This is a genomic window from Halalkalicoccus sp. CG83 (assembly GCF_037081715.1).
Taxonomy (GTDB): domain Archaea; phylum Halobacteriota; class Halobacteria; order Halobacteriales; family Halalkalicoccaceae; genus Halalkalicoccus; species Halalkalicoccus ordinarius.
Genome location: NZ_JAZDDH010000001.1, coordinates 2,434,146 through 2,455,440, shown reverse-complemented (window position 1 = coordinate 2,455,440; position 21,295 = coordinate 2,434,146). Strand labels below are relative to the sequence as shown.

Below are 21,295 nucleotides of genomic sequence, written 5' to 3'. Positions count from 1 at the left end.
CACGTCCGACATACAGGGGCTCCACACTTTGAACGTTCGACTTCGCCACGCCCTACCGGCCGGCGGCCGAGGTGTGAGCCACTCGGTCGTCTCACTCAGTCGTAGGGGTAGCGGTGCTGGGTGCCGCAGTCACACGTGACGACCACGTGGCCGTCGCGCAGGCGAACCCGGGCGTTTCGGCCCGGCCGGTGGTACCGGTCGCACCGATCACAGGTCGAGCGTTCGAACTCACGGGGAAAGCGCAGCCGGTTCCGCTCGGCGATCCGCCGCGCGAGCGAGACGTACTCGCGCGCCAGGTCGTCGTCGCCGTCGGCCGCGGCTGACGCGGCGAGCGTCTGCAGCCGGTCGATGCGTTCGCGGGCGATGGACATCGCTCCTCGACGGTTTCGCAAGAAGGTATATGGCTCGTGCGGTCGGCGCTCGACCGTGCCGGCTCAGTCCTCGAGCGCGTCGGCGATGCGCTCGAGGTGGCGATTGACGTCGCGGACCTCGTCGCGGAGCTGTCGGACCTCGCGCGTGAGCTCCTCGTTGCCGCCCTCGGCGCCGCCCGGACCGCCGGGGCCGGCACCGGGACCGCCCGCGCCGGGGCCGCCGCCCATGCCGCCGGGACCGCCGCCGCCACCCATCATGCCGCCCATCATCTGCGCGAACGGGTTGCCGCCCATGCCGCCGGGGCCACCGCCACCGCCCATCATCTCTTCGAGGCGCTCCTCGCGCGACCCCTCGCCTTCGCCGCCCTCGCCCTCCTCGGCGCGCTGCTCGCGGATCTCCTCGACGCGCTCTCGGAACGATTTCTCCTCCTCGCCGCCCTCGCCCGGTTCGGCGTTCTCGTCGTTCTCGTTTGCCATACTCCCGCGTTCTCCGGCCGAACCGAAAAGCGTTGGGTTGTCCCTCGCAAGCCGCCGGCAGTGGTCCCGACGGCCGGCGTTCCATGACGCCGGGATCGACACCGTGGCGCCCACTACCCGAACGCGCCCAGGCTCGACTGCAGCGAGCGCTCGACCGGCCCCTCGCTCACCTCGTATCCCACGAGGTCGCGCATATCGACGGCGTACGTCGTCCCGCCGCGTTCGAGCACGAGCACCCGGCCCTTCGTCCCCCGCACGACCCCGCTCGCGATCGTCTCTCCCACCGGTCGCTCGTCGAGCTCGAGGCCGTACTCGAGGGCGACCGTCTCGATGGGGTCGTACTCCTCGAGCAGCGCCGCCCACGCCGCGGCGTCGACCGGCTCGGCCAGCCCGCGGACCTTCGTCGGGACGCGCACGCTGTCGCCGACCTCGCGAGCGATCTCGCTCTCGATCTCGCGGGCGATCCGTCCGTTCGAGACGGTGTGGAGGTGGGCCGCCCGATCGGCACCCTGCTCGCGAAGGCGGGTGTCGAGCCGCCAGGCGCGGGTCACACCCACCTTGAAGGTGGCCGGCGTGAACGCCGCGAGGTACACCGCGTGCTCCTCGAAGCAGTCCATCTCGTCCTTGAGACAGACGCCGGTACACCGCGCACAGACCCAGGTCCGGGAGTGTTCCTCGCAGTAGGGTGCGCGCGCGTTCGCGCATCCGTGGTGCTCGCCGTCGACGATCGTGCCCGCACACCGGCGCTCGCCGAGCGCGTAGGCGAGTTCCCGCCCGACCGGAAGCGGCTCGCGCACCGGCTCGCCGTCGGCCGCGAGCACCAGCGCGGGCTCGCTCTCGCCGGTCCCCACGTCGTAGCCTACGACCTGCACGCTCTCCGGTAGCGGCCGACGGTAGAAAGGGATAGCGCTCGCTACGGAGTCGAGTCGACGACCTCCGACGGCGCGCGGTGGCGCCGCTTCGAGAGCCCTCCGGACCCGAAGCGACCGCGGGCGAAGGCTTATCTTCCGATCGGCCGTCGTCGTGTCATACGATGACACCGCCCTCCGACGGCCGTCGTTTCGACCCGTCGCCGGCGTTCACGGAGCGGGCGAACGTATCGGACGGGTCGATCTACGAGGAGTTCGAGCAGAACTGGCCCGAGTGCTGGGAGCGGGCGGCCGACCTGCTCGAGTGGCAGGAGGAGTACGACACCGTCCTCGACGAGAGCGACGCCCCCTTCTACGAGTGGTTTCCCGATGGCGAACTCAACGCCTCCTACAACTGCGTCGACCGCCACGTCGAGGAGGGCCGGAAGAACCACGCGGCGATCCGGTGGGAGGGAAAGCTCGGCGACCGGCGCACCTACACCTACCAGGACCTCTACAGGGAGGTGAACGAGTTCGCCGCCGCCCTCCGGGGACTCGGGGTCGAGGAGGACGACGTGGTGACGATCTACCTCCCGATGATCCCGGAGCTGCCGATCGCGATGCTGGCGTGTGCGCGCATCGGCGCGCCCCACTCGGTCGTGTTCGCGGGCTTCTCGGCGGACGCTCTCGCGACCCGCATGAAGAGCGCCGACTCGGAGCACCTGATCACCTGCGACGGCTACTACCGCCGTGGTAACGCGTTCGACCAGAAGAGTAAGGCCGACAACGCCCTGCTCGATCTCGACGCGAGCGCGACCACCGTCGTCGTCGACCGGCTGGACGAGAGCGTCGGTCACGTCCTCGCCGATCGCCAGCACGACTACCGGGAACTGATCCGATCACGGGCCGGCGTGACCGTCGAACCGGTGGTTCGGGACGCGGGTGACGTGTTGTTCGTCATGTACACCTCCGGCACCACCGGCGATCCCAAGGGCGTCGTCCACTCGACCGGCGGCTACCTGGCGTACTCGGCGTGGACGACCCAGACCGTGCTGGACGTCAAGCCGGAGGACACCTACTGGTGTTCGGCGGACATCGGCTGGATCACCGGCCACTCCTACGGCGTTTACGGTCCGCTCGCGCTCGGGACGACGAGCGTGATGTACGAGGGGTCCCCCGACTACCCCGACCGATCGCGGCTCTGGGAGATCATCGAACGCAACGCCGTCGACGTCTTCTACACGGCGCCGACGGCGATCCGAGCGTTCATGAAGTGGGGCCAGCAGTACCCCGATCGCCACGACCTCTCCTCGCTCCGATTGTTGGGAACCGTCGGCGAACCGATCAATCCTCGTGCCTGGCAGTGGTACTACGAGCACGTCGGCAACGGAGAGTGCCCGATCGTCGACACGTGGTGGCAGACCGAGACCGGCGGGATGATGGTCACTACCCTCCCGGGGGTTGGAACCATGAAACCCGGCTCGGCCGGCCCGCCGCTTCCGGGGATCAGCATCGAGGTCGTCGACGAGGAGGGAGAGCCGGTCCCGACCGGCGAGTCCGGCTACCTCACGGTCGACAGGCCGTGGCCCGGGATGCTCCGAAGCCTCTCGGATGACGACCAGTTCTTCGAGGAGTACTGGAGCCGGTTCTCGGATCCCGACAACGACGAGTGGGTCTACTTCTCCGGCGACGGCGCGAGGATCGACGAGGACGGTTACGTCACGGTGTTGGGCCGGGTCGACGACGTGCTGAACGTCTCCGGACACCGTCTGGGTACCATGGAGATCGAGTCGGCGGTCGTGGACGTCGAGGGCGTCGCCGAGGCCGCCGTCGTGGTCGGTCGGCAGGGCGGCCATGGGGGGACGGTCCACGCCTACGCCAGCACCGAGCACGGCTACGAGGGCGACGGGGAGCTTCGCGAGCAGATCGTCGCGGGCGTCGAGGACGCCATCGGACCGTTCGCCCGACCCGATCGGGTGATCTTCACCCCGGAGCTGCCGAAGACGCGGTCGGGGAAGATCATGCGGCGGCTGCTCGAGGACATCGCGAACGAGGAGGAGCTCGGCGACACCTCGACGCTTCGCAACCCCGAGGTCGTCGGCGAGATCGAGGCGGCGGGCCGCGAGGACTGATTCGGGCTTTCACGAGACGACGAAATGACATAGCACCTGCGTTTCGACCGATCGGACGACGGCGACGATAGCTTTACCTTCGCACTTTTACGATACTACGAAACATGCACGTACGCCCCGCCGAGGACGGACGCACCCACGCCGTTCGGCTGGCTCCGGAGGAGTACGGCGAGCTGTGTGGCGCCGCCACGACCCACCGCAAACGCCTCCTCGTCCGACTCGGCGGCGAGAGCGGCCTCCGGGCCGCCGAGATGACGCGCGTGCGCCCGAACGACCGTCGTCCGGCGCCCGGGGAGTCCTCGGGTGCGTTTCTCGCCGTCCCGGACGAGGCGTCCGACGGTCGGGAGGCGTACCTCCCGCCGGGCGTCGACCGTGAGTTCGAGCGGTACGTCAACAGCAACGGCGTGGCCGCTGGGACGCCGATCGTCGACGTCTCGCCGCGGCGCGTCCAGATGCTGATCAGCGAGGTCGCGAGCGAGGCCGCGGAACGGACCGGCGTCGAGGACTTCCGGAAGGTGTCGGCCCACGATCTCCGGCGCTACTTCGCGAGGACGCTGCTCGAGGAGCGGGACGTCGACCCCCGGATCGTGCGGGCGGTCGGCGGCTGGCGGAGCTTCGATGCTCTGGAGTCGTATCTCGACCCGCCGACGGACGCTGAGGTCGTCGAGGCGTTCGATGCCTCGGGCTCCTCGCCGTTCGCCTCGCTCGATGCGGTCCTGATCGACGCCTCGACGCGATCTGACCTCGAACGGGGCGTCTGTGAGTCCCTCGCGAGCGGCGGCGCGTACGCGTTCGCGTGGATCGAGGGTACCGCGCTCGGCGATCGGTCGGCATCGCCGCGCGCCGTAGCCGGGATCGACGCCGAGGAGCTGGCTCCGCTTCGATCGCGGCTCCCCGGTGCGCTCGAGGACTGCGTCTCGATCGACGCCCGTTCGATCGAGGAGACGTCGGCGGTCGTGGCGGTGCCGGTTTCCTACGGCGAGACCCGCTACGGCACGCTGGCGCTCGCGCGTTCGCACGGCGACGTCGACGCCGAGGAGCGCGAGCGGCTGCTCCTGCTCGGGAGACGCGTCGGTCACGCGATCACCGCGATCCGTCGTCGAAAGCTCCTGCTCGCGGACGCAGTTCTCGAACTCGAGTTCCACAGCACCGATCCGAACGCCTTCTTCGTCGCCGCGTCGGACCGCTGTGAGTGCCGGCTCGATCTCGAGTCGATCGTCTCCGTCTCCGACTCCGCGCTGCTGTTCTACCTGACGCTGATCGACGGCGAGGCGGCGGACGTCTTCGAGCTCACCGAGGAATTCTCCGGCGTCGAGGAGTGGCGACTCGTCGAGCAACGCGACGGCGGGGCGCTCGTGGAGTTCGTCGTCACCGGCGCCTCGCCGATGCTCGTGTTGACCGACTCGGGGGCGTCGATCACGGAGGCGACGTTCGATCGGGGAAACGCGCGCCTCGTCGCGGACTGTGCGTACGACGCCGACCTCAGAGCCCTCGTGAACGGCGTGACGAGTGCCTTCCCGGCCACCGAACTCGTCGGCAAGCAGGCGACCGATCGATCGGCCGGGACCGTCCACGGGTTCCGGGAGAGCGTGAAGGACCGCCTGACCGACCGCCAGCGAGCGGCGTTGCGGGCGGCGTACTTCGGTGGCTACTTCGACTGGCCCCGCGGCAGCACCGCCGAGGAGGTCGCCGACGCCATGGGCGTCTCGTCGCCGACGTTCCACAACCACCTCCGGAAGGGGGAACGCGAACTCCTCCAGGCGCTGTTCGACGACTGATCGTCCGCGATCGGACGGCGTTCCGTTCTGCGCTCCTCAGAACGGAGAGAACCTGGCGATGACGGTCGGTTTTGCACACCTAGATCCCAACGTTTACTATGACTGTTCTGTATTGACCTGTCGTACCATGGCAGGAGACAACGAGGACGTGCAGCTCGAGGCGCGGCTCGAAGAGCAGGACAGCTTCGATCCGCCCTCGGCGTTCACGGAACAGGCGAACGTATCGGACGAGTCGATCTACGAGGAGTTCGAGCAGAACTGGCCCGAGTGCTGGGAGCGGGCGGCCGACCTGCTCGAGTGGCAGGAGGAGTACGACACCGTCCTCGACGAGAGCGACGCCCCCTTCTACGAGTGGTTCCAGGACGGGAAGCTCAACGCCTCCTACAACTGCGTCGACCGCCACGTCGAGGAGGGTCGTGGCGACGAGATCGCCCTCGAATGGGTCGGCGAGCCCACCGACCAGACGCGCACCTACACCTACGAGGAGCTCCAGACGGAGGTGAACGAGCTCGCGGCCACCTTCCGCGAGATGGGCGTCGAGGAGGACGACGTCGTCACCATGTACCTGCCGATGATCCCGGAGCTGCCGATCGCGATGCTGGCGTGTGCGCGCATCGGCGCGCCCCACTCGGTGGTGTTCGCGGGCTTCTCCGCCGACGCTCTCGCGACCCGCATGAAGAGCGCCGACTCGGAGTACCTGATCACCTGCGACGGCTACTACCGTCGCGGCGATCCCCTCGACCACCTCGAGAAGGCGAACGAGGGGCTCGAAAGCGTCGATCACGACACCACGACGGTCGTCGTCGACCGTCTCGGCGACGAGGGCTTCGGTCACGACCTGAGCGAGGACCAGCACGACTACGAGGAACTGGTCGCCGAACAGGAGGGCGCGGAGGTCGAGCCGGTGACCCGGGATGCCGAGGACATGCTGTTCATCATGTACACCTCGGGCACCACCGGCGAGCCCAAGGGCGTCAAACACACCACCGGCGGCTACCTGGCGTACTCGGCGTGGACGACCCAGACCGTGCTGGACGTCAAGCCGGAGGACACCTACTGGTGTTCGGCGGACATCGGCTGGATCACCGGTCACTCCTACATCGTCTACGGTCCGCTCGCGCTCGGGACGACGAGCGTGATGTACGAGGGTACTCCCGACTATCCCGAGAAGGACCGGATGTGGGAAATCGTCGCGGACTACGAGGTCAACCAGCTCTACACGGCGCCGACGGCGATCCGGGCGTTCATGAAGTGGGGTCAGCAGTACCCCGATCAGCACGACCTCTCCAGCCTGCGTCTGCTCGGGACCGTCGGCGAGCCGATCAACCCCCGCGCCTGGAAGTGGTACTACAAGCACATCGGCGGGGAGGACTGCCCGATCGTCGACACGTGGTGGCAGACCGAGACCGGCGGGATGATGGTGACCACTCTCCCGGGGGTCGGAACCATGAAGCCCGGCACTGCGGGCCCACCGCTCCCGGGCATCAGCGCCAACATCGTCGACACCGACGGCAACGAGGTCGAGGCGGGTCGAGCCGGCTACCTCACGGTCGATAAGCCGTGGCCGGGGATGCTCCGAACGCTCTATCAGAACGATGAGCGGTTCCTCGACGAGTACTGGAAGGAGTACTCGGATCCGGACAGTGACGAATGGGTCTACTTCCCCGAGGACGGCGCGAAGATCGACGAGGACGGCTACATCACGGTGTTGGGCCGGGTCGACGACGTGCTGAACGTCTCCGGACACCGTCTGGGCACCATGGAGATCGAGTCGGCGATCGTCGGCGTCGAGGGCGTCGCCGAGGCCGCCGTCGTCGGCGGCGACCACGAGATGAAGGGCGAGGCGGTCTACGCCTACGTCATCACCGAGGACGGCTACGAGGGCGACGAGGAGCTTCGCGAGCAGATCGTCGCGGGCGTCGAGGACGCCATCGGACCGATCGCCCGACCCGAACAGGTGGTCTTCACCGACGAACTGCCGAAGACGCGGTCGGGGAAGATCATGCGGCGGCTGCTCGAGGACATCGCGAACGAGGAGGAGCTCGGCGACACCTCGACGCTTCGCAACCCCGAGGTCGTCTCCGATATCCAGCAGAAAGTGCAGGGCGACTAAGCCGGAGTGATTTTTCGATGAGCATTATATCCAACGCGGCCGTGCGGGAAATAAACATACCGGATAATCATGTCAAATAGAGACAAGCACGACGAATCGGACCAACCACCGATCGAGACGGACGGTGGTATGTCCGACGTGGAGAGAGAACGGCAGATCGACTACCTGGACGTGGAGATCAACCTGTTGAGTCCCGCGACGCCGTTCATGCGCGACCACCTTCGGGTCATCTGGACGGGGTTCGCCATCTGGGTCTTCACCACGTTCGGGCCGATCACGCTGACCCGGATCGCACCCGATCTGATGACGAATCAGATGCCGGTACTCGGTTTCCCGATCCACTACTTCTCGATCGCGATCGGCGGCCCGACCGCCGCGCTGTTGCTCGCGGTCTGGTACGCCCGCAAGCGCGATCAGATCGACGAGAAGTACGGCATCGAACAGCACGTTGCCGAGCCCGAACCGACGGAGACGGTCGCTGAGGATGCCGCGGCCACCGATGGGGGTGTCGAGGAATGACGTCAGCGCTGACGTCAACGAGGATCCTCCTGCAGGGGGACGCCGCGTTGCTCCCGGAGGGACTGGACATCGGCTTCAAGCTCATCCCGGCGATCATGGTGCTCGGGATGATGGGGCTGTTCCTCGCGATCGGGTTCATGTTCAAGGTCGCCGACACCGACGACATGTGGGTCGCCGGCCGGTCGATCGGGAACCTCGAGAACGGGATGGCGATCGGCGCCAACTGGATGTCGGCCGCGTCCTACCTCGGGATGGCCGCGTTGATCGCCCTCTCGGGCGTCTACGGTCTCGCGTTCGTCGTCGGCTGGACGACGGGCTATTTCATCCTGCTCATCTTCCTGGCCGCGCAGATGCGCCGGTTCGGGAAGTACACCGCGCCGGACTTCGTCGGGGACCGCTTCAACTCCGACGCCGCGCGTGCGCTCGCGGCGATCACGACGTTCCTCATCGGGTTCGTCTACGCCATCGGCCAGGCCCGCGGAATGGGGCTGGTCGGCATGTACGTCCTCGGCGACATCAACAACGTGGTTCCGATTCCGGGGCTGAGCGCGTACCAGGCCATGATGATCCTGTTCATGATCATCACGGTCGGCTACCTCACGCTGTCGGGGATGCTGGGCGCGACGAAGAACCAGGCGGTCCAGTACGTGATCCTCATCGCCGCGTTCCTGATCGGCCTGCTGGCCACGGGCTGGGCGGGCGGTTTCTCGACGATACTGCCCCAGATCGAGTACGGCCAGCTCATCAGCGAGCTTGACTCCGAGTTCTCCGATCCGTTCGCGGGCGGCAGTTACTACCTCTGGATTGCTACCTGCTTCAGTCTGATCTTCGGGACGTGCGGGCTCCCACACGTGCTCGTCAGGTTCTACACGGTCGAGAACGAGCGCGTGGCCCGTTGGTCCTGTACCTGGGGTCTGTTCTTCATCTGTCTGCTGTACTGGAGCGCTCCCGCGTTCGCGGCGTTCGGGACCGCGCTGTACGGGAGCGAGGTCGGCGCGGTGTACGGTGAGAACGGCATGTCAGGCGCCGCGGCCGACGTGATCGTCGTCCTGGCGTCGCAGCTCGCGGGACTGCCGACGTGGTTCGTCGGCTTCGTCGCGGCGGGCGGGATCGCAGCGGCGGTCGCGACGGTCGCCGGCCTGTTCATCGCCGCCTCCTCGGCGATCTCCCACGACATCTACGCGAACATCATCAACGAGGACGCGACCCAGCGCCAGCAGGTGCTCGTCGGTCGGCTGAGCATCATCATGATCGGTCTGCTCACCATCATCTTCGCGATGGACCCCCAGCAGCCGATCGCGGCACTGGTCGGGTTCGCGTTCTCGCTGGCGGCCATCGTGCTGTTCCCGATGTTCTTCCTCGGACTCTGGTGGGAGAACTCGAACCGCCAGGGTGCGCTCGCCGGCATGGTGTCGGGGCTGATCCTCTGGTTCATCCCGATGCTCAACGAGGGCAACTTCGGGATGGTCAACGGCGGTGAGGGGTTGGGAATCGAGTTCCTCGCGACCTGGATGCCGGCCATCGGCTCCGCCCTGATCGCCATGCCGATCGTGGTCGTCATCATGATCGTCGTCTCGCTGGTCACGGACGAGCCGCCGGAGCGAACCAAGATGATGGTCCGTCAGTGTCACAGTCCCGACCCGATGCCGAAGGACATGACCGCGGCGGACGTCGTCGCCGAGAAGAACAGCGGCAACCGCGAAACGCCCGCGGACGACTAGATCATGTACGAACGCATACTCGTTCCGACGGACGGAAGCAGGGTCGCGGAAGCGGCGGTCGACCACGCGGTCGACATCGCCGAGAAGTACGGCGCGGAGGTTCACGCGCTGTTCATCGCGGACACGGACGCCATCGCCTACGGCCTCGGTACCGAGCAGGTCGATCGCATTCGCCAGGGCAACTTCCAGGGGATGACCGAACTCCGCGAGGACGCCGAGGCCGCCACCGGATACGTGAAAGAGCAGGCCGAGGCGGTCGGACTCTCCGTGGTCGAACGCCATGCGGGCGGTCAACCACACGACATGATCGCCGACTACGCCAAGGAGAACGACGTCGACCTCGTGGTAATGGGGAGCCACGGCCGCTCGGGGGTTCGCCGGGTGCTGCTCGGGAGCGTCACCGAACGAACGCTTCGGTCCACCCGCGTGCCCGTGCTCGTGGTCGATTACGTGAAGGATGACGAGTAGATGACGCCTCCCCTCTCGGAGGCGTGAGGTGAACGCTTTCCGTCGTCGGTTCCGGAACGTCCCACCACCGGACGTTTCTTCGAGGACACTCCCATGAGAATCACAGATCGCATCCAGAAGCACGTCAGCGAGAACAGGACCGGAATGGTCTACGACCTGGTGTTCGCCATCGTCTGGGTCAGCGCAGTGTCGTTCCTGTTCGAGTCCGTCTTCACTAGCGCACCCACCTGGGCGTTCTACATGTTCATGCTCGCGGGGATCCCGGCGTACTTCGGGTTCTTCATCTCGCTGAATCTGGCTCGGGAGCAGGAGTCGTAGCTCTCGGACGATCGTCGCGGCTCGATTGCATCACGGATTCCGGGCGCCGGGTTTGGCGTCTCACTCGCCGTCTCTCGCGGCGAGATACTGCTGTCTCAGGCGGAAACACAGGACGCTCGCGGCGCCGAAGATGACCGGGAGCGCCAGGTCTCCAAGTGACCCCGACAGGGCCGGGAGAACGGTCATCCCGGCCATCAGCGCGAACACGAACGCCAGGAGTCCGGTTATCGGGATGGCGAACCCGTCGGAGAAGGCGCCGTCGTCCCGGTTCGGCCTACTTGCCATGCCCGCGGTTCGGACGGCTCCCGATTAAAGACCTCGCATCGTCATCTCCGGGACGGAGCGGGAACCGAAACCGCCTACCCGATGCCGATCCGAGCGGAGACATGCAGGACACACCCGAGGTCTGCGTCCTCCGGTTCGGTCACCGCCCCGGCCGGGACGACCGGATGACCACCCACGTCGGGCTCACGGCACGGGCGCTCGGTGCCGACCGCGTGGTGTTCCCCGACAACGCCACCCAGTCGTGCGAGACCGTCGAGGACATCACTACTCGCTTCGGCGGTCCCTTCGACGTCGAGCTATCGGGCTCGCAGAAGGCGTTTGTCCGCGACTGGGAGGGAAGCGTCGTCCACCTGACGATGTACGGCGAGCGGATCCAGGACGTCGAAGGCGAGATCCGCGAACGCCACCGCGAGGGCTCACTGCTGGTCGTCGTCGGCGGCGAGAAGGTCCCCTTCGAGCTCTACGAACGCGCCGACTGGAACGTCGGCGTCACCAACCAGCCCCACTCCGAGGTGGCGGGACTCGCGGTGTTCCTCGACCGGCTGTTCGAGGGACGCGAACTGGATCGCGACTGGGTCGACGCCGAGCGCCGCGTGATTCCGCGCGAGACCGGCAAGCGCGTCGAGGAGGGGTAGGCCGCGTTCGGGGATCGGATCGCGTTTCGATGGCGCCGAGGCGCTCCGCGGGCGCGCTCAAAAGACTTAACCGCTGGACGGGCAAACGGGCTTGCAATGGCTTTTGAGGATCTACTCGAGGACCCCGTCATCCAGAAGTACCTCCACGAGCTCGTGGGTCCGAAGGGGATGCCGGTCGCGGCCGCCCCGCCGGACGGCGAGGTCACCGACGAGGAGCTGGCCGAGGAGCTCGACTTGGAGCTCAACGACGTCCGCCGAGCGCTGTTCATCCTGTACGAGAACGACCTCGCCTCCTACCGTCGGCTGCGTGACGAGGACTCGGGCTGGCTGACCTATCTCTGGACGTTCGAGTACGAGACGATTCCCGAGAACCTCGCCGAGGAGATGGAGCGGCTGCTCGACGCGCTCGAGGAGCGCGAGGAGTACGAGCGGAACCACGAGTTCTACCTCTGTGAGATCTGCTCGATCCGTTTCGAGTTCGGCGAGGCGATGGACTTCGGCTTCGAGTGTCCCGAGTGCGGATCGCCGCTGGAATCGATGGACAACGACATGCTCGTCGATGCGATGGAACGTCGGATCGCGGAGCTCCAATCGGAGCTCAACGTCGAGGCGTAATGGTCGTCCTTGCAACCAAGCTGACGGTTCACGCCGGCGCGCGCGAACGCGCCCTCGACGGCCTCCGCTCGCTCGTCGAGAACGCGATCGGCGACCTCGAGGCCGACTACGAGATCGGCGTCCGTCACGACGACTTCCCGACCGTAACCATCGAGGGCGAGGACGCGGTCGCCGCACGGAACGCCCTCCGCGAGGAGTTCGGCGAGATCACCGAGGAGTTCGAGCCCGGCGAGACCTACGTCGGCACCCTCGAATCGTGGGACGACGAGGGGTTCGTCCTCGACGCTGGCCGTCCGATCCGCGTACCGACGAGCGAACTCGGCCTCGGACAGGGCCGGCCCGCCCAGCTGGTCGAGCGGTTCGGGCTGGTCCAGCACCTGCCGATGGAGTTCGTCTACGGCGGTGAGCGAACCCACGGTGACGGTTCGCGATCCTCGTCGGGTTCCGGATCCGACGGCGACGACGAGGAGCCCCCGCGGCTCTCGGACGCGGAACGCGACCGGCTCTTCGAGTGGACGCGCGGACCCGGACGTGTCAACGTCAACAGCGCCACCCGTGGACAGGTTCGCGCGACCGTCAACCGCGCGGGCCACGCGAAGGACATCGTCACGGTCGAGCGGCTCGGTCTGCTCGAGCAGAGCGTCGTCTGTCGCGAGGGGACGGACCCGCCGGGACTGCTCGCGGCGATCGGTCCGCACCTCTCCTCGGAGCTGCGCTGTGTCATTCCCCAATGAACCGCCGCCTGCTCGCCGCCTTCTCGCTGTTGGTCCTCGTCGCCCTCGCGGGCTGTGCGGGGTTCGGCTCCGTGACCGACGACGAGGGCCTCGAGGAGGACGCGGAGTACGACTGGGACACCGACGCCGACGCGACCATCGACGTCGGGGACGACGAGTACCAAGCGGTCTACACGATCGAGGGTCGCTCGACGGTGCGACTCTACGAGTCGACGCGTTACGGCAACGACCGGCCGATCGACGTTCGGGCGGTACAGTTCCGCTATCCCGACGGCACCGTCGTCGGTATGGAGGAGATCGAGGTCGAGGAGACCCGCTCTGAGGTGTACGTCCGCCTGCCCGCGGAGGAGGGACAGCTCGCGTTCACCTCGGATTCACGCTCGCGTAACTTCCAGACCGACACGTTCGTCGATGGCTCCTACGAGGTGATCCTTCCGCCGGGCTATCGCGTCGACAACTTCGTGCTCGCGACGATCCGTCCCGGCGGCCACGAGACGACGCTCAACGAGGAGACCGATCGGGTCCACATCCGCTGGGACGAGATGGACGCCGACTCGATCACCGTCCGGTACTACCTCGGGCGCGACGTCTACCTCTTCGGCGGGCTTGTGGTGGTGGCCTCGATCGGCGCGATCATCGGACTCGGCTACGTCTACCGGCAGATCCAGGAGCTCAAACGCCGACGCGAGGAGATGGGACTCGACGTCGACGTCGAGGACGACCGCGACGGTCCCCCGCCCGGCATGCGCTGACGGCCGACGGCGGTAAGCGAACCCATGGCGAGCGCGAGCGAGGCGAGCGCGATCCACATCGGACCGTCTCGCGGTCCGAGGATGGTTCGCGCTCCTCGTCGGAGCTCCGCTCCGACGGCGAGTATTTACGCCGCGCGTTCGAACCGCCGGTATGCACGTCGCGGTCGTCACCGTCGGCGACGAGATCCTGGCGGGCGATACCACGAACACCAACGCCGCGTGGCTCGGCGAACGGCTCTCGGAGCGCGGCGTGAGCGTCGAGCGCGTCACCGTCGTTCCCGACCGGGTGGCCGACATCGCCCGCGTCGTCAACGAGTACCGCGCGGCGTACGACGCCGTCATCGTCACCGGCGGCCTCGGGCCGACGCATGACGACCTGACGATGGAGGGGGTCGCCGCGGCGGTCGGACGCGAGGTCGAGACCCACCCCGAGGCGCTCGAGTGGCTCCTCGAGGAGGGCGGCTACGAGCACGACGACCTGGCGACGGGCACCGCTGACCTCCCGCGGGGCGCGCGCCCGCTCCACAACGAGGTAGGGGTCGCCCCCGGCGCCGTGATCGAGGGGATCTACGTCCTGCCCGGCGTCCCCGCCGAGATGAGGGCGATGTTCGAGTCCGTCGCCGAGGAGTTCGAGGGCGAGCCTCGCCACGTCCGCACCCTCCACACCCCCGAGCCGGAGAGCGCGCTCGTCTCACACCTCGTCGAGGTCCAGGAGCACTTCTCGGTGACGGTGGGTAGCTACCCCGGCGACGACGTCCGGCTCAAGCTCACGGGAACGGACGAGTCGGAGGTGGAGGCGGCCGCGGACTGGCTTCGAGAACGGGTGCCGACCGAGTGACCGCCGGAGCGGACGCTCGCTTCGCATAGAAACGGTTCGGGATGGACGCCGCAGACGAGCGAGGATCGTTCATCGCGACCTCGACATCGGCGTCGACCAGATGCCGGGACTCGGGTGGACGATCCCGGAGGCGTCTGTATCCGCCGTCCTATCGGTAGAGGTGGAAGAGCCAGGCGAGCGTGATGGCGATGCTCGCGACGAGCGTGATCGTGCCGAGGACGCCGATCGGATAGGTGCCGTACTGGCTCAACGGGAGCGCGAACGCGAACGCGAGCGGGTTCATGTCCGTGGCTGTGTGGCGCTGTTTCATAAGTGTTCACGACTCGTTCCGCGGCCGTCTCGAGGGCTCGTCGCTCCCCATGGGGCCTCCCTCGATCGGCACGCAATCAGCGTGGTGGTATTTCGATCGGGAATCTTCACGTAGCTACGGCCGGAGATACGACCATGCGACGCATCGGCTTCGTCTGCAATCCGATCGCGGGAATGGGGGGTCGGGTCGGCCTGAAGGGAACCGACGGGAAGGTCGAGGAGGCCCGCGAGCGGGGAGCCGAGCCGCGCGCGCCCGAACGGGCGACCGAGGCGCTCTCGGCGCTCCGCGAGCGTACGACCGACGTCGAGCTGCTCGCTTGCGCCGACCCGATGGGCGCGAGCGAGGCCCGCGCGGCGGGCTTCTCGCCGGAGGTCGTCTACGAACCCAGCGGCGAGGAGACGAGCGCGGCCGACACCCGCGCGGCAGCCCGGGAGTTCCTCGAACGAGGGGTGGAGCTCGTGCTGTTCGTCGGCGGCGACGGTACCGCGACCGACGTCGCGGAGACGATCGACGAGCGCGACGGGGGGACGCCGATGCTCGGGGTGCCTGCGGGCGTGAAGGTCTACTCTTCGGTCTTCGGCGTCACGCCCGCCGACGCGGGTCGGATCGCCGCTTCCTTCGAGACGACCGAGCCCCGCGAGGTCAGCGACATCGACGAGGACGCCTACCGCGAGGGCGAGGTCCACACCACGCTCCGGGCGGTCGTCGACGTGCCGGTCGCCGAGGCGCTCCAGTCGTCGAAACAGCTCGGCGGCGGCTCGGTCGAGGGACTCGCGGCGGCGTTCGCCGAGGAGGTCGAGCCCGGAACGACGTACGTCCTCGCGCCGGGCAGCACCGTCGGCGCGATCGAGGAGGCGCTTGGCGTCTCGGGTTCGCCGCTCGGCGTCGACGTGTGGCGGGCCGTTCCCGAATCCGAAGCGGCGGATTCCCGAGCAGGTCGGGAGGCCGAGCGTGGCGAACTGCTGGTCCGCGACGGGGGCGAACGTGAGATCCTTGAGGCGCTCGGCGATCGGAACGTGATCGTCGTCTCGCCGATCGGCGGGCAGGGGTTCGTCTTCGGGCGGGGCAACCAGCAGCTCTCGCCGGACGTGATCCGCCGGTGTGAGGTGGAGATCGTCGCCTCGCGCTCGAAGCTCGACACGATCGGCGTCCTCCGGGTCGACACCGGCGATCCCGACCTCGACGAGGAGCTTCGAGGCTGGACCCGAGTGCGGGTCGGTCGGGTCGAGCGCCGGATGATGCAGGTGGTCTGATCCGCGCCAACGATAATGAGACATATAATGTGGAAGTGGCGAATATTAATATCACCCGGGGCATACCCCGCCACATGGATACGAGAAAGGTCCAGCGGCTGGGGCCGTCGACGCTGGCGATGACGCTGCCGGCCGAGTGGGCGAAGGAACACGGCGTCGAGAAGGGCGACGAGGTGACGCTTCGCCGGGGAAGCAAGGGCGCGCTGACCGTGATGCCCGAGTCGGCCGACCGCGAGGAGAGCGAGGCGATCATCCACGCCGACGAGCTAGACGCCACCGCCGTCGAGCGGGCGATCGTCGCACAGTACGTGCTGGGCCGGCGGATCATCCACGTGAACCAGGAGGAGGGCGCGCTCTCCTCGGACCACATCAACGCGGTCTACCGCGCGGAGACGCAGCTGATGGGGCTGGGCGTCATCGAGGAGACGCCCGAGAGCATCGCGATCCGCTGTTCGGTCGATCCGGAGGACTTCACGCTAGACAACCTACTCATCCGCCTCGAGAACACCGGCAGCACGATGCGCGGCGAGGCGGTCAAGGCGCTCGCGATGGGCAATCCCGACCTCGCACAGCGAGCGCTGAACCGCGAACGCCAGGCCAACAAGATCTTCGTGCTCCTGTTGCGCCTGATCTTCACCGCCTACCAGAACCCCACGCTCGCGCGGGCGGTGGGCCTCGACGACGGTTTCGCGCTGATCGGCTATCGATCGATCGCGAAGAACCTCGAGCTCACCGCGGACAACGCCGAGGACATCGCGGAGATCGTCCTCGAGTCGGAGAACCACTCGCTCAACGTCGACAGCGCGACCGTCCGGCGCATCCGGGAGTTCACCGACCGCGTCAACGAGATCACCGCGCTCGCGGTCGAGGCCGCCGTCGAGCGCGACTACGACCGGACCATTCAGGTGCGCGAACTGTTCAAGGAGATCTCGGACCGGGAGAGCGAGATCCTCGACGACCTCCCGGAGATGTCGAACGAGGACCTGCTCCAGGTCCGCGAGGTGCTCGTCAGCCTCCAGCAGACCGCCCAGTACGCCATGCGAAACGCGGAGATCGCCGCGAACCTCGCGCTCAACGAGGAGTCAGAGCATGTCTCCATTCGCTGAGTTCGGCCCGCAACGAGCCCGCGATCCGTCGCACCGTTCGGCGGACAACCGCAACACACTAACCGCCCCTCGGAGTACGGACGGACATGGAACGGACGGCCGCGGTCTCGGACAGGGGTATGGGTCTCGGGCTGCTCTTCGGCCTCGTCGCCGTCGGTGGAGCGCTAGTCGCACTCGTCCTCCCCGGCGGGCTCGCGAGTGCGTGGGGGTTCGCGGCCGCGATGGTCGCGGGGATGCTCTCGGTGCTCGCGATCCACCTCTACCTGTGAGCGAGCCGGTATCGACGCCGGGACCCTACCTGTGAGCGGAAATCGTTAATAACTCCAAACCCCTAGGAATGCCGATGAGCGACATCACGGACGAGGACCGTCGCATCCTCGATTATCTCTCCGACAGCGTCTCGGCCGGCGAGCAGTACTTCCGGTCGAAGAACATCGCCGCGGCGCTCGGCCTCTCCTCCAAACAGGTCGGCGCGCGGCTTCCCCACCTCGACGAGAAGTCCGACGAGGTCGAGATCGAGAAGTGGGGACGCTCGCGCTCGACGACCTGGAAGGTCACGCTGAGCTGATTCCTGCTCCGCTTCCGGCGTCTTTTAGGAACTGGCCACCCCACCGTCGAGCATGACCGTCCGGGTAGAACGACGTTTCGAACTGCCGGCACCGTGTGAGGAGGTCTGGGCGTTCATCTCGGACCCGGAACAGCGCGCACGCGCGATAAGCGTCGTCGAGGACTACGAGGTCACCGATCCCGAGGGGCGATCGGCGACGTGGCACGTCGCCCTCCCGATACCGGTCGTGAGACAGACCGCCCGCGTCGAGACCGAGGACGTCGAGCGCGATCCGCCCCGGTTCGTGAAGTTCGTCGGTCGCTCGAAGCTGATGCGCGTCACCGGCGAGCACAGTCTCGAGGAGACGGAAGACGGCTGTATGCTCGTAAACGAGTTCGTCGTCGACGGTAAGCTGCCGGGCGTCGAGCGCTTCTTCAAGAAGAACCTGGACGACGAGCTGAAGAACCTCGAACGCGCGCTCAGGGAGCACCTCGACGAATGAGGCTCGCGCTGGCCCAACTCGGCGTCGAGGGCGGCGAGACCGAGCGGAACCTCGAGCGCGCGCTCGAGGCGATCGACGAGGCCGCCGATCGTGGCGCGGACCTCGTGGCGCTGCCGGAGGTCTTCACGGTCGGCTATTTCGCGTTCGATCGGTACGCCGAATCGGCCGAGGGGCTCTCGGGGCCGACGCTCTCGCGGATCGCCGACGCGGCCGCCGACCGCGGAATCAACGTGCTGGCGGGTACCGTCGTCGAGGACCTGGCGGAGACGGCCACGATGACCGACCTTCCGACGCCCGCCGACGAGGGGCTGGCGAACACCGCGGTCCTGTTCGATCGCTCGGGCGAGCGCCGTGCGGTCTATCGCAAGCACCACCTCTTCGGCTACGAGTCCGCGGAGGCGGAACTGCTGGTCCCCGGCGAGAACCTCGACGGTGCGGTCGCCGAACTCGAGGGGTTCACCGTCGCCACGACGACGTGTTACGACCTGCGGTTTCCCGAACTCTACCGGGAGTTCGCCGAGCGAGGCGTCACCCTCGTGCTCGTGCCGAGCGCATGGCCCTACCCGCGGGTCGAGCACTGGACGACGCTCTCGCGGGCTCGCGCGATCGAGAACCAGCAGTACGTCGCGACGATCAACGGCAGCGGCGAGTTCTCCGATGCGACGCTGCTGGGTCGATCGACCGTCTTCGATCCCTGGGGGACGACGCTCGCGAGCACCGGCGACGAGCCCGCTCTGGTGTTCGCGGAGCTCGATCCCGGTCGCGTCGAGCGCGTTCGCGAGGAGTTCCCCGCCCTGCGCGATCGACGACGCTGATGTGATACGCTTATATGGCTCGCGCCCGAACCAAGAACTGCCCGAAAGCGCTTTTCTCGCTTGACGGCAACAACAGATCCGGTCGGCACGCCCCCGTTGGGCCGCCCGGGGGCAGACGCCACTCGCACCCGCCACCTCGTTTCCGTACATTCCCGAGCCTCGGCTCGCTTCGCGACGTCCTCTCTCTCGTCGGCTCCCCGTTCGAATCCGATCGAGAACCGCCGACCGGCGTCGTTCCGTCAGTCGCCCGCCGTTCGTGGTTCGACGTTCCGGTTCAGAGAGGACTGGTTTTCGGGTCGTATTTCGTCTTCACGTCGACCAGCCGGTCGTAGTTCCCGCCGAACAGGAGTCGTGCCGGCTTCTCGACCATGTCGAGAAGCCCCGTAGCGACCTGTGGCGATCCCCGCAAGCCCCCGTGAACCCGGCCTACGTTCGTGGCGATAGCGGGGTCCTTCCCGTCGGGCTCGAAGGTGAGCGTGTACGATTCGTCCCGGTGCCAGAACGCGGTGGCGTTACGAGACACGTCGCCGATCGCCTCTGGAAGGGTCGACCGTTCGTAGCCAGTTCGACGGATTCGGAGACGGATCGATCGCCGGCCCCGTCGATCGGTCAGTCCTGGCTGGTGGTGATGTCGGCCGAGAGCCCCTGGGCCATCTCGATCTCCTTCGAGTTGTTCAGCGTGAACGCCGTCCGCTCGGTCACCGCCTCGATCGCTTCTCGGGCGGAGGGATACCCGTTACCCGACTTCTTCACCCCGCCGAACGGCAGGTGGACCTCCGCGCCGATACACGGTAGGTTCGCGTACGCCAGCCCGATCTCCGCCCGATCGCGGAACGCGTTGATCTGGCGGTAGTCCTCCGAGATGATCGCCCCCGCCAGCCCGTAATCGGTGTCGTTGTGGATCGCGATCCCCTCCTCGACGTCGCCCTCGTACTGCATGAGTGCGACGTGGGGGCCGAACACCTCCTCGTGGGTGCACCGAAGCGGTTCGTGGGGGTCGGCCTCGTAGACGAACGGCCCGACCCAGAACCCCTCCTCGCTTCCCTCCGGGATCTCGCCCTCCGCGAGCTCCGTTCGGTCGACCAAGACGTTCACGTCCTCCTCGCGCGCGAGATCGTTGTACTTCCGGACCTTCTCGCGGTGCTCGGCCTCGATGAGCGGCCCCATGAACGTCTCCTCTTCCAACGGGTCGCCGACGGCGACCTCTTCTGCGAGCTCGACGAAGCGTTCCTTGAACTCGTCGTAGACGTCCGCGTGTACGATCAGCCGCTCGCTCGAGACGCAGCGCTGGCCCGTCGTCTTGAAGGAGGACATGACCGCCGAGTGGACGGCGACGTCGAGATCGGCCTCTTCGGTGATCAGGATCCCGTTCTTGCCGCCCATCTCGCAGGCCGCCAGCTTCCCGGGCTCGCCGCCGACCTTCCCCGCGATCTTGTGGCCGACCTCGGCGCTGCCGGTGAACAGAACGGTGTCCACTCTAGAGTCCTCGACGATGGCGTTCCCGGCGTCGCCGAAGCCCTGGATCATGTTGAACACGCCTTCGGGAATGCCGCTGTCGTCGAACATCTCGGCGATGATCTGGCCGCACCACGGCGTCTGCTCGGCGGGTTTCCACACCACCGTATTGCCCTCGACGAGGGCGATGGCCATGTGCCAGAAGGGGATGGCGACGGGGAAGTTCCAGGGCGTGATACAGCCGACGATGCCGCGAGGTTTGCGGCGCATGTAGGCGTCCTTGGCGGGGATCTCGCTGGGGACGACGTCGCCGTGGGGGTGGCGGGCGTTGCCGGCGGCCCACTCGACCATGTGCCAGGCCTCGGCGACGTCGGCCTTCCCCTCGCTGATCTCCTTGCCGCACTCCTGGGTGACGATCTCGCCGAGTTCGTCGTGGCGGTCGCGGAGTTCGTGGTAGATCTCCCAGAGGTACTCGGCACGATCGATGTAGGAGAGGCTGCGCCACTCCTCCTGGGCGTCGTCGGCGGCCGCAAGCGCGGTATCGACGTCGGCGTCGGTACCCTGGTGGAACTCGCCGAGGGTCTCACCGGTGGCGGGATTGACGCTCTCGAAGGTGCGGTCGCCGTCGCCGTCGGTCCACTCGCCCCCGATGTAGTGCTGTGCGGTGCTCGTTAGCTGTTGGCTCATGACGCTCGAAGATCGG

At 67.3% G+C, this 21,295-nt stretch carries 25 protein-coding genes; 18 read left to right on the top strand and 7 right to left on the bottom strand.

Annotation, left to right across the window (positions count from 1 at the left end; translation table 11 throughout):
- Positions 1-95: 95 nt before the first annotated feature.
- The 3 genes from V0Z78_RS12780 to V0Z78_RS12770 form a co-directional block, all read right to left on the bottom strand.
- Positions 96-371 (bottom strand): ribonuclease P protein component 4, encoded by a 276-nt coding sequence (locus tag V0Z78_RS12780; RefSeq protein ID WP_336345020.1) that lies wholly within the window; start codon positions 369-371, stop codon positions 96-98.
- A 63-nt stretch (positions 372-434) separates the two neighbouring features.
- Positions 435-848 (bottom strand): hypothetical protein, encoded by a 414-nt coding sequence (locus V0Z78_RS12775; RefSeq protein WP_336345019.1) that lies wholly within the window; start codon positions 846-848, stop codon positions 435-437.
- A 113-nt stretch (positions 849-961) separates the two neighbouring features.
- Positions 962-1,720, bottom strand: a complete 759-nt coding sequence (locus tag V0Z78_RS12770; RefSeq protein WP_336345018.1) for a DUF2797 domain-containing protein — start codon at positions 1,718-1,720, stop codon at positions 962-964.
- Between the two features lie 161 nt (positions 1,721-1,881).
- Here V0Z78_RS12770 and acs (V0Z78_RS12765) point away from each other — a divergent pair, with 161 nt between their 5' ends.
- The 7 genes from acs (V0Z78_RS12765) (at position 1,882) to V0Z78_RS12735 (ending at position 10,745) form a co-directional block, all read left to right on the top strand.
- A complete protein-coding gene (gene acs, locus V0Z78_RS12765; RefSeq protein WP_336345017.1) occupies positions 1,882-3,828 on the top strand; it encodes an acetate--CoA ligase in 1,947 nt (648 codons plus the stop codon).
- Between the two features lie 104 nt (positions 3,829-3,932).
- On the top strand, positions 3,933-5,606 hold the full coding sequence (locus V0Z78_RS12760; RefSeq protein WP_336345016.1) for a bacterio-opsin activator domain-containing protein: 1,674 nt from the start codon (positions 3,933-3,935) through the stop codon (positions 5,604-5,606).
- A 127-nt stretch (positions 5,607-5,733) separates the two neighbouring features.
- Positions 5,734-7,719 (top strand): acetate--CoA ligase, encoded by a 1,986-nt coding sequence (gene acs / locus V0Z78_RS12755; protein WP_336345015.1) that lies wholly within the window; start codon positions 5,734-5,736, stop codon positions 7,717-7,719.
- Positions 7,720-7,848: 129 nt separating this feature from the next.
- Positions 7,849-8,238, top strand: coding sequence for a DUF4212 domain-containing protein (locus V0Z78_RS12750; RefSeq protein ID WP_336345014.1), 390 nt, complete (start codon positions 7,849-7,851; stop codon positions 8,236-8,238).
- On the top strand, positions 8,235-9,959 hold the full coding sequence (locus tag V0Z78_RS12745; RefSeq protein WP_336345013.1) for a VC_2705 family sodium/solute symporter: 1,725 nt from the start codon (positions 8,235-8,237) through the stop codon (positions 9,957-9,959). Before V0Z78_RS12750 ends, V0Z78_RS12745 begins: the two co-directional genes overlap by 4 nt.
- Before the next feature lie 3 nt (positions 9,960-9,962).
- Positions 9,963-10,427: a universal stress protein gene (locus tag V0Z78_RS12740; protein WP_336345012.1), complete on the top strand. Its 465-nt coding sequence runs from the start codon at positions 9,963-9,965 to the stop codon at positions 10,425-10,427.
- Positions 10,428-10,520: 93 nt separating this feature from the next.
- Positions 10,521-10,745 (top strand): hypothetical protein, encoded by a 225-nt coding sequence (locus V0Z78_RS12735; protein WP_336345011.1) that lies wholly within the window; start codon positions 10,521-10,523, stop codon positions 10,743-10,745.
- Positions 10,746-10,805: 60 nt separating this feature from the next.
- On the opposite strand, the gene V0Z78_RS12730 is transcribed toward V0Z78_RS12735, so the two are convergent.
- The gene (locus V0Z78_RS12730; protein WP_336345010.1) at positions 10,806-11,030 is read right to left on the bottom strand and encodes a hypothetical protein; all 225 of its coding nucleotides are present in this window, start codon (positions 11,028-11,030) and stop codon (positions 10,806-10,808) included.
- Positions 11,031-11,131: 101 nt separating this feature from the next.
- Between V0Z78_RS12730 and V0Z78_RS12725 the strand changes: the two genes are divergently transcribed.
- From V0Z78_RS12725 to V0Z78_RS12705, 5 genes are all read left to right on the top strand, one after another.
- Entirely contained in the window at positions 11,132-11,665 is a 534-nt protein-coding gene (locus V0Z78_RS12725; RefSeq protein ID WP_336345009.1) for a tRNA (cytidine(56)-2'-O)-methyltransferase, read from the top strand.
- A gap of 96 nt (positions 11,666-11,761) precedes the next feature.
- Positions 11,762-12,280 carry a transcription factor gene (locus tag V0Z78_RS12720; RefSeq protein ID WP_336345008.1) on the top strand — a complete coding sequence of 173 codons (519 nt, stop codon included), beginning with the start codon at positions 11,762-11,764 and terminating at the stop codon, positions 12,278-12,280.
- On the top strand, positions 12,280-13,014 hold the full coding sequence (locus tag V0Z78_RS12715; RefSeq protein ID WP_336345007.1) for a DUF2110 family protein: 735 nt from the start codon (positions 12,280-12,282) through the stop codon (positions 13,012-13,014). The genes V0Z78_RS12720 and V0Z78_RS12715 overlap by 1 nt, the downstream gene beginning before the upstream one ends.
- Entirely contained in the window at positions 13,011-13,766 is a 756-nt protein-coding gene (locus V0Z78_RS12710) for a DUF5803 family protein (RefSeq protein ID WP_336345006.1), read from the top strand. Before V0Z78_RS12715 ends, V0Z78_RS12710 begins: the two co-directional genes overlap by 4 nt.
- 151 nt (positions 13,767-13,917) lie before the next feature.
- Positions 13,918-14,604, top strand: coding sequence for a competence/damage-inducible protein A (locus tag V0Z78_RS12705; RefSeq protein WP_336345005.1), 687 nt, complete (start codon positions 13,918-13,920; stop codon positions 14,602-14,604).
- Positions 14,605-14,752: 148 nt separating this feature from the next.
- On the opposite strand, the gene V0Z78_RS12700 is transcribed toward V0Z78_RS12705, so the two are convergent.
- Positions 14,753-14,887, bottom strand: coding sequence for a hypothetical protein (locus V0Z78_RS12700; RefSeq protein WP_336345004.1), 135 nt, complete (start codon positions 14,885-14,887; stop codon positions 14,753-14,755).
- A gap of 161 nt (positions 14,888-15,048) precedes the next feature.
- Here V0Z78_RS12700 and V0Z78_RS12695 point away from each other — a divergent pair, with 161 nt between their 5' ends.
- From V0Z78_RS12695 to V0Z78_RS12670, 6 genes are all read left to right on the top strand, one after another.
- The gene (locus V0Z78_RS12695) at positions 15,049-16,167 is read left to right on the top strand and encodes an ATP-NAD kinase family protein (RefSeq protein WP_336345003.1); all 1,119 of its coding nucleotides are present in this window, start codon (positions 15,049-15,051) and stop codon (positions 16,165-16,167) included.
- A gap of 74 nt (positions 16,168-16,241) precedes the next feature.
- Positions 16,242-17,273, top strand: a complete 1,032-nt coding sequence (locus tag V0Z78_RS12690) for a phosphate uptake regulator PhoU (RefSeq protein WP_336345002.1) — start codon at positions 16,242-16,244, stop codon at positions 17,271-17,273.
- 86 nt (positions 17,274-17,359) lie between these two features.
- Positions 17,360-17,542: a DUF7525 family protein gene (locus V0Z78_RS12685; RefSeq protein ID WP_336345001.1), complete on the top strand. Its 183-nt coding sequence runs from the start codon at positions 17,360-17,362 to the stop codon at positions 17,540-17,542.
- 74 nt (positions 17,543-17,616) lie between these two features.
- A complete protein-coding gene (locus V0Z78_RS12680; RefSeq protein ID WP_336345000.1) occupies positions 17,617-17,841 on the top strand; it encodes a DUF7123 family protein in 225 nt (74 codons plus the stop codon).
- A gap of 52 nt (positions 17,842-17,893) precedes the next feature.
- Positions 17,894-18,322, top strand: coding sequence for a CoxG family protein (locus V0Z78_RS12675; protein WP_336344999.1), 429 nt, complete (start codon positions 17,894-17,896; stop codon positions 18,320-18,322).
- Positions 18,319-19,137, top strand: coding sequence for a carbon-nitrogen family hydrolase (locus V0Z78_RS12670; protein WP_336344998.1), 819 nt, complete (start codon positions 18,319-18,321; stop codon positions 19,135-19,137). The genes V0Z78_RS12675 and V0Z78_RS12670 overlap by 4 nt, the downstream gene beginning before the upstream one ends.
- A gap of 274 nt (positions 19,138-19,411) precedes the next feature.
- On the opposite strand, the gene V0Z78_RS12665 is transcribed toward V0Z78_RS12670, so the two are convergent.
- Both V0Z78_RS12665 and V0Z78_RS12660 read right to left on the bottom strand, forming a co-directional pair.
- Positions 19,412-19,507: a BBE domain-containing protein gene (locus V0Z78_RS12665; protein WP_336344997.1), complete on the bottom strand. Its 96-nt coding sequence runs from the start codon at positions 19,505-19,507 to the stop codon at positions 19,412-19,414.
- A gap of 239 nt (positions 19,508-19,746) precedes the next feature.
- Positions 19,747-21,279: an aldehyde dehydrogenase family protein gene (locus V0Z78_RS12660; RefSeq protein WP_336344996.1), complete on the bottom strand. Its 1,533-nt coding sequence runs from the start codon at positions 21,277-21,279 to the stop codon at positions 19,747-19,749.
- Between the last annotated feature and the right edge of the window lie 16 nt (positions 21,280-21,295).

Excerpts from the sequence above, each read along its gene's own strand:
- V0Z78_RS12780 (WP_336345020.1), bottom strand. The coding sequence starts at position 371 with ATGTCCATCGCCCGCGAACGCATCGACCGGCTGCAGACGCTCGCCGCG.
- V0Z78_RS12775 (WP_336345019.1), bottom strand. The coding sequence starts at position 848 with ATGGCAAACGAGAACGACGAGAACGCCGAACCGGGCGAGGGCGGCGAG.
- acs (WP_336345017.1), top strand. The coding sequence starts at position 1,882 with ATGACACCGCCCTCCGACGGCCGTCGTTTCGACCCGTCGCCGGCGTTC.
- V0Z78_RS12760 (WP_336345016.1), top strand. The coding sequence starts at position 3,933 with ATGCACGTACGCCCCGCCGAGGACGGACGCACCCACGCCGTTCGGCTG.
- acs (WP_336345015.1), top strand. The coding sequence starts at position 5,734 with ATGGCAGGAGACAACGAGGACGTGCAGCTCGAGGCGCGGCTCGAAGAG.
- V0Z78_RS12750 (WP_336345014.1), top strand. The coding sequence starts at position 7,849 with ATGTCCGACGTGGAGAGAGAACGGCAGATCGACTACCTGGACGTGGAG.
- V0Z78_RS12745 (WP_336345013.1), top strand. The coding sequence starts at position 8,235 with ATGACGTCAGCGCTGACGTCAACGAGGATCCTCCTGCAGGGGGACGCC.
- V0Z78_RS12740 (WP_336345012.1), top strand. The coding sequence starts at position 9,963 with ATGTACGAACGCATACTCGTTCCGACGGACGGAAGCAGGGTCGCGGAA.
- V0Z78_RS12735 (WP_336345011.1), top strand. The coding sequence starts at position 10,521 with ATGAGAATCACAGATCGCATCCAGAAGCACGTCAGCGAGAACAGGACC.
- V0Z78_RS12730 (WP_336345010.1), bottom strand. The coding sequence starts at position 11,030 with ATGGCAAGTAGGCCGAACCGGGACGACGGCGCCTTCTCCGACGGGTTC.
- V0Z78_RS12725 (WP_336345009.1), top strand. The coding sequence starts at position 11,132 with ATGCAGGACACACCCGAGGTCTGCGTCCTCCGGTTCGGTCACCGCCCC.
- V0Z78_RS12720 (WP_336345008.1), top strand. The coding sequence starts at position 11,762 with ATGGCTTTTGAGGATCTACTCGAGGACCCCGTCATCCAGAAGTACCTC.
- V0Z78_RS12715 (WP_336345007.1), top strand. The coding sequence starts at position 12,280 with ATGGTCGTCCTTGCAACCAAGCTGACGGTTCACGCCGGCGCGCGCGAA.
- V0Z78_RS12710 (WP_336345006.1), top strand. The coding sequence starts at position 13,011 with ATGAACCGCCGCCTGCTCGCCGCCTTCTCGCTGTTGGTCCTCGTCGCC.
- V0Z78_RS12705 (WP_336345005.1), top strand. The coding sequence starts at position 13,918 with ATGCACGTCGCGGTCGTCACCGTCGGCGACGAGATCCTGGCGGGCGAT.
- V0Z78_RS12700 (WP_336345004.1), bottom strand. The coding sequence starts at position 14,887 with ATGAACCCGCTCGCGTTCGCGTTCGCGCTCCCGTTGAGCCAGTACGGC.
- V0Z78_RS12695 (WP_336345003.1), top strand. The coding sequence starts at position 15,049 with ATGCGACGCATCGGCTTCGTCTGCAATCCGATCGCGGGAATGGGGGGT.
- V0Z78_RS12690 (WP_336345002.1), top strand. The coding sequence starts at position 16,242 with ATGGATACGAGAAAGGTCCAGCGGCTGGGGCCGTCGACGCTGGCGATG.
- V0Z78_RS12685 (WP_336345001.1), top strand. The coding sequence starts at position 17,360 with ATGGAACGGACGGCCGCGGTCTCGGACAGGGGTATGGGTCTCGGGCTG.
- V0Z78_RS12680 (WP_336345000.1), top strand. The coding sequence starts at position 17,617 with ATGAGCGACATCACGGACGAGGACCGTCGCATCCTCGATTATCTCTCC.
- V0Z78_RS12675 (WP_336344999.1), top strand. The coding sequence starts at position 17,894 with ATGACCGTCCGGGTAGAACGACGTTTCGAACTGCCGGCACCGTGTGAG.
- V0Z78_RS12670 (WP_336344998.1), top strand. The coding sequence starts at position 18,319 with ATGAGGCTCGCGCTGGCCCAACTCGGCGTCGAGGGCGGCGAGACCGAG.
- V0Z78_RS12665 (WP_336344997.1), bottom strand. The coding sequence starts at position 19,507 with ATGGTCGAGAAGCCGGCACGACTCCTGTTCGGCGGGAACTACGACCGG.
- V0Z78_RS12660 (WP_336344996.1), bottom strand. The coding sequence starts at position 21,279 with ATGAGCCAACAGCTAACGAGCACCGCACAGCACTACATCGGGGGCGAG.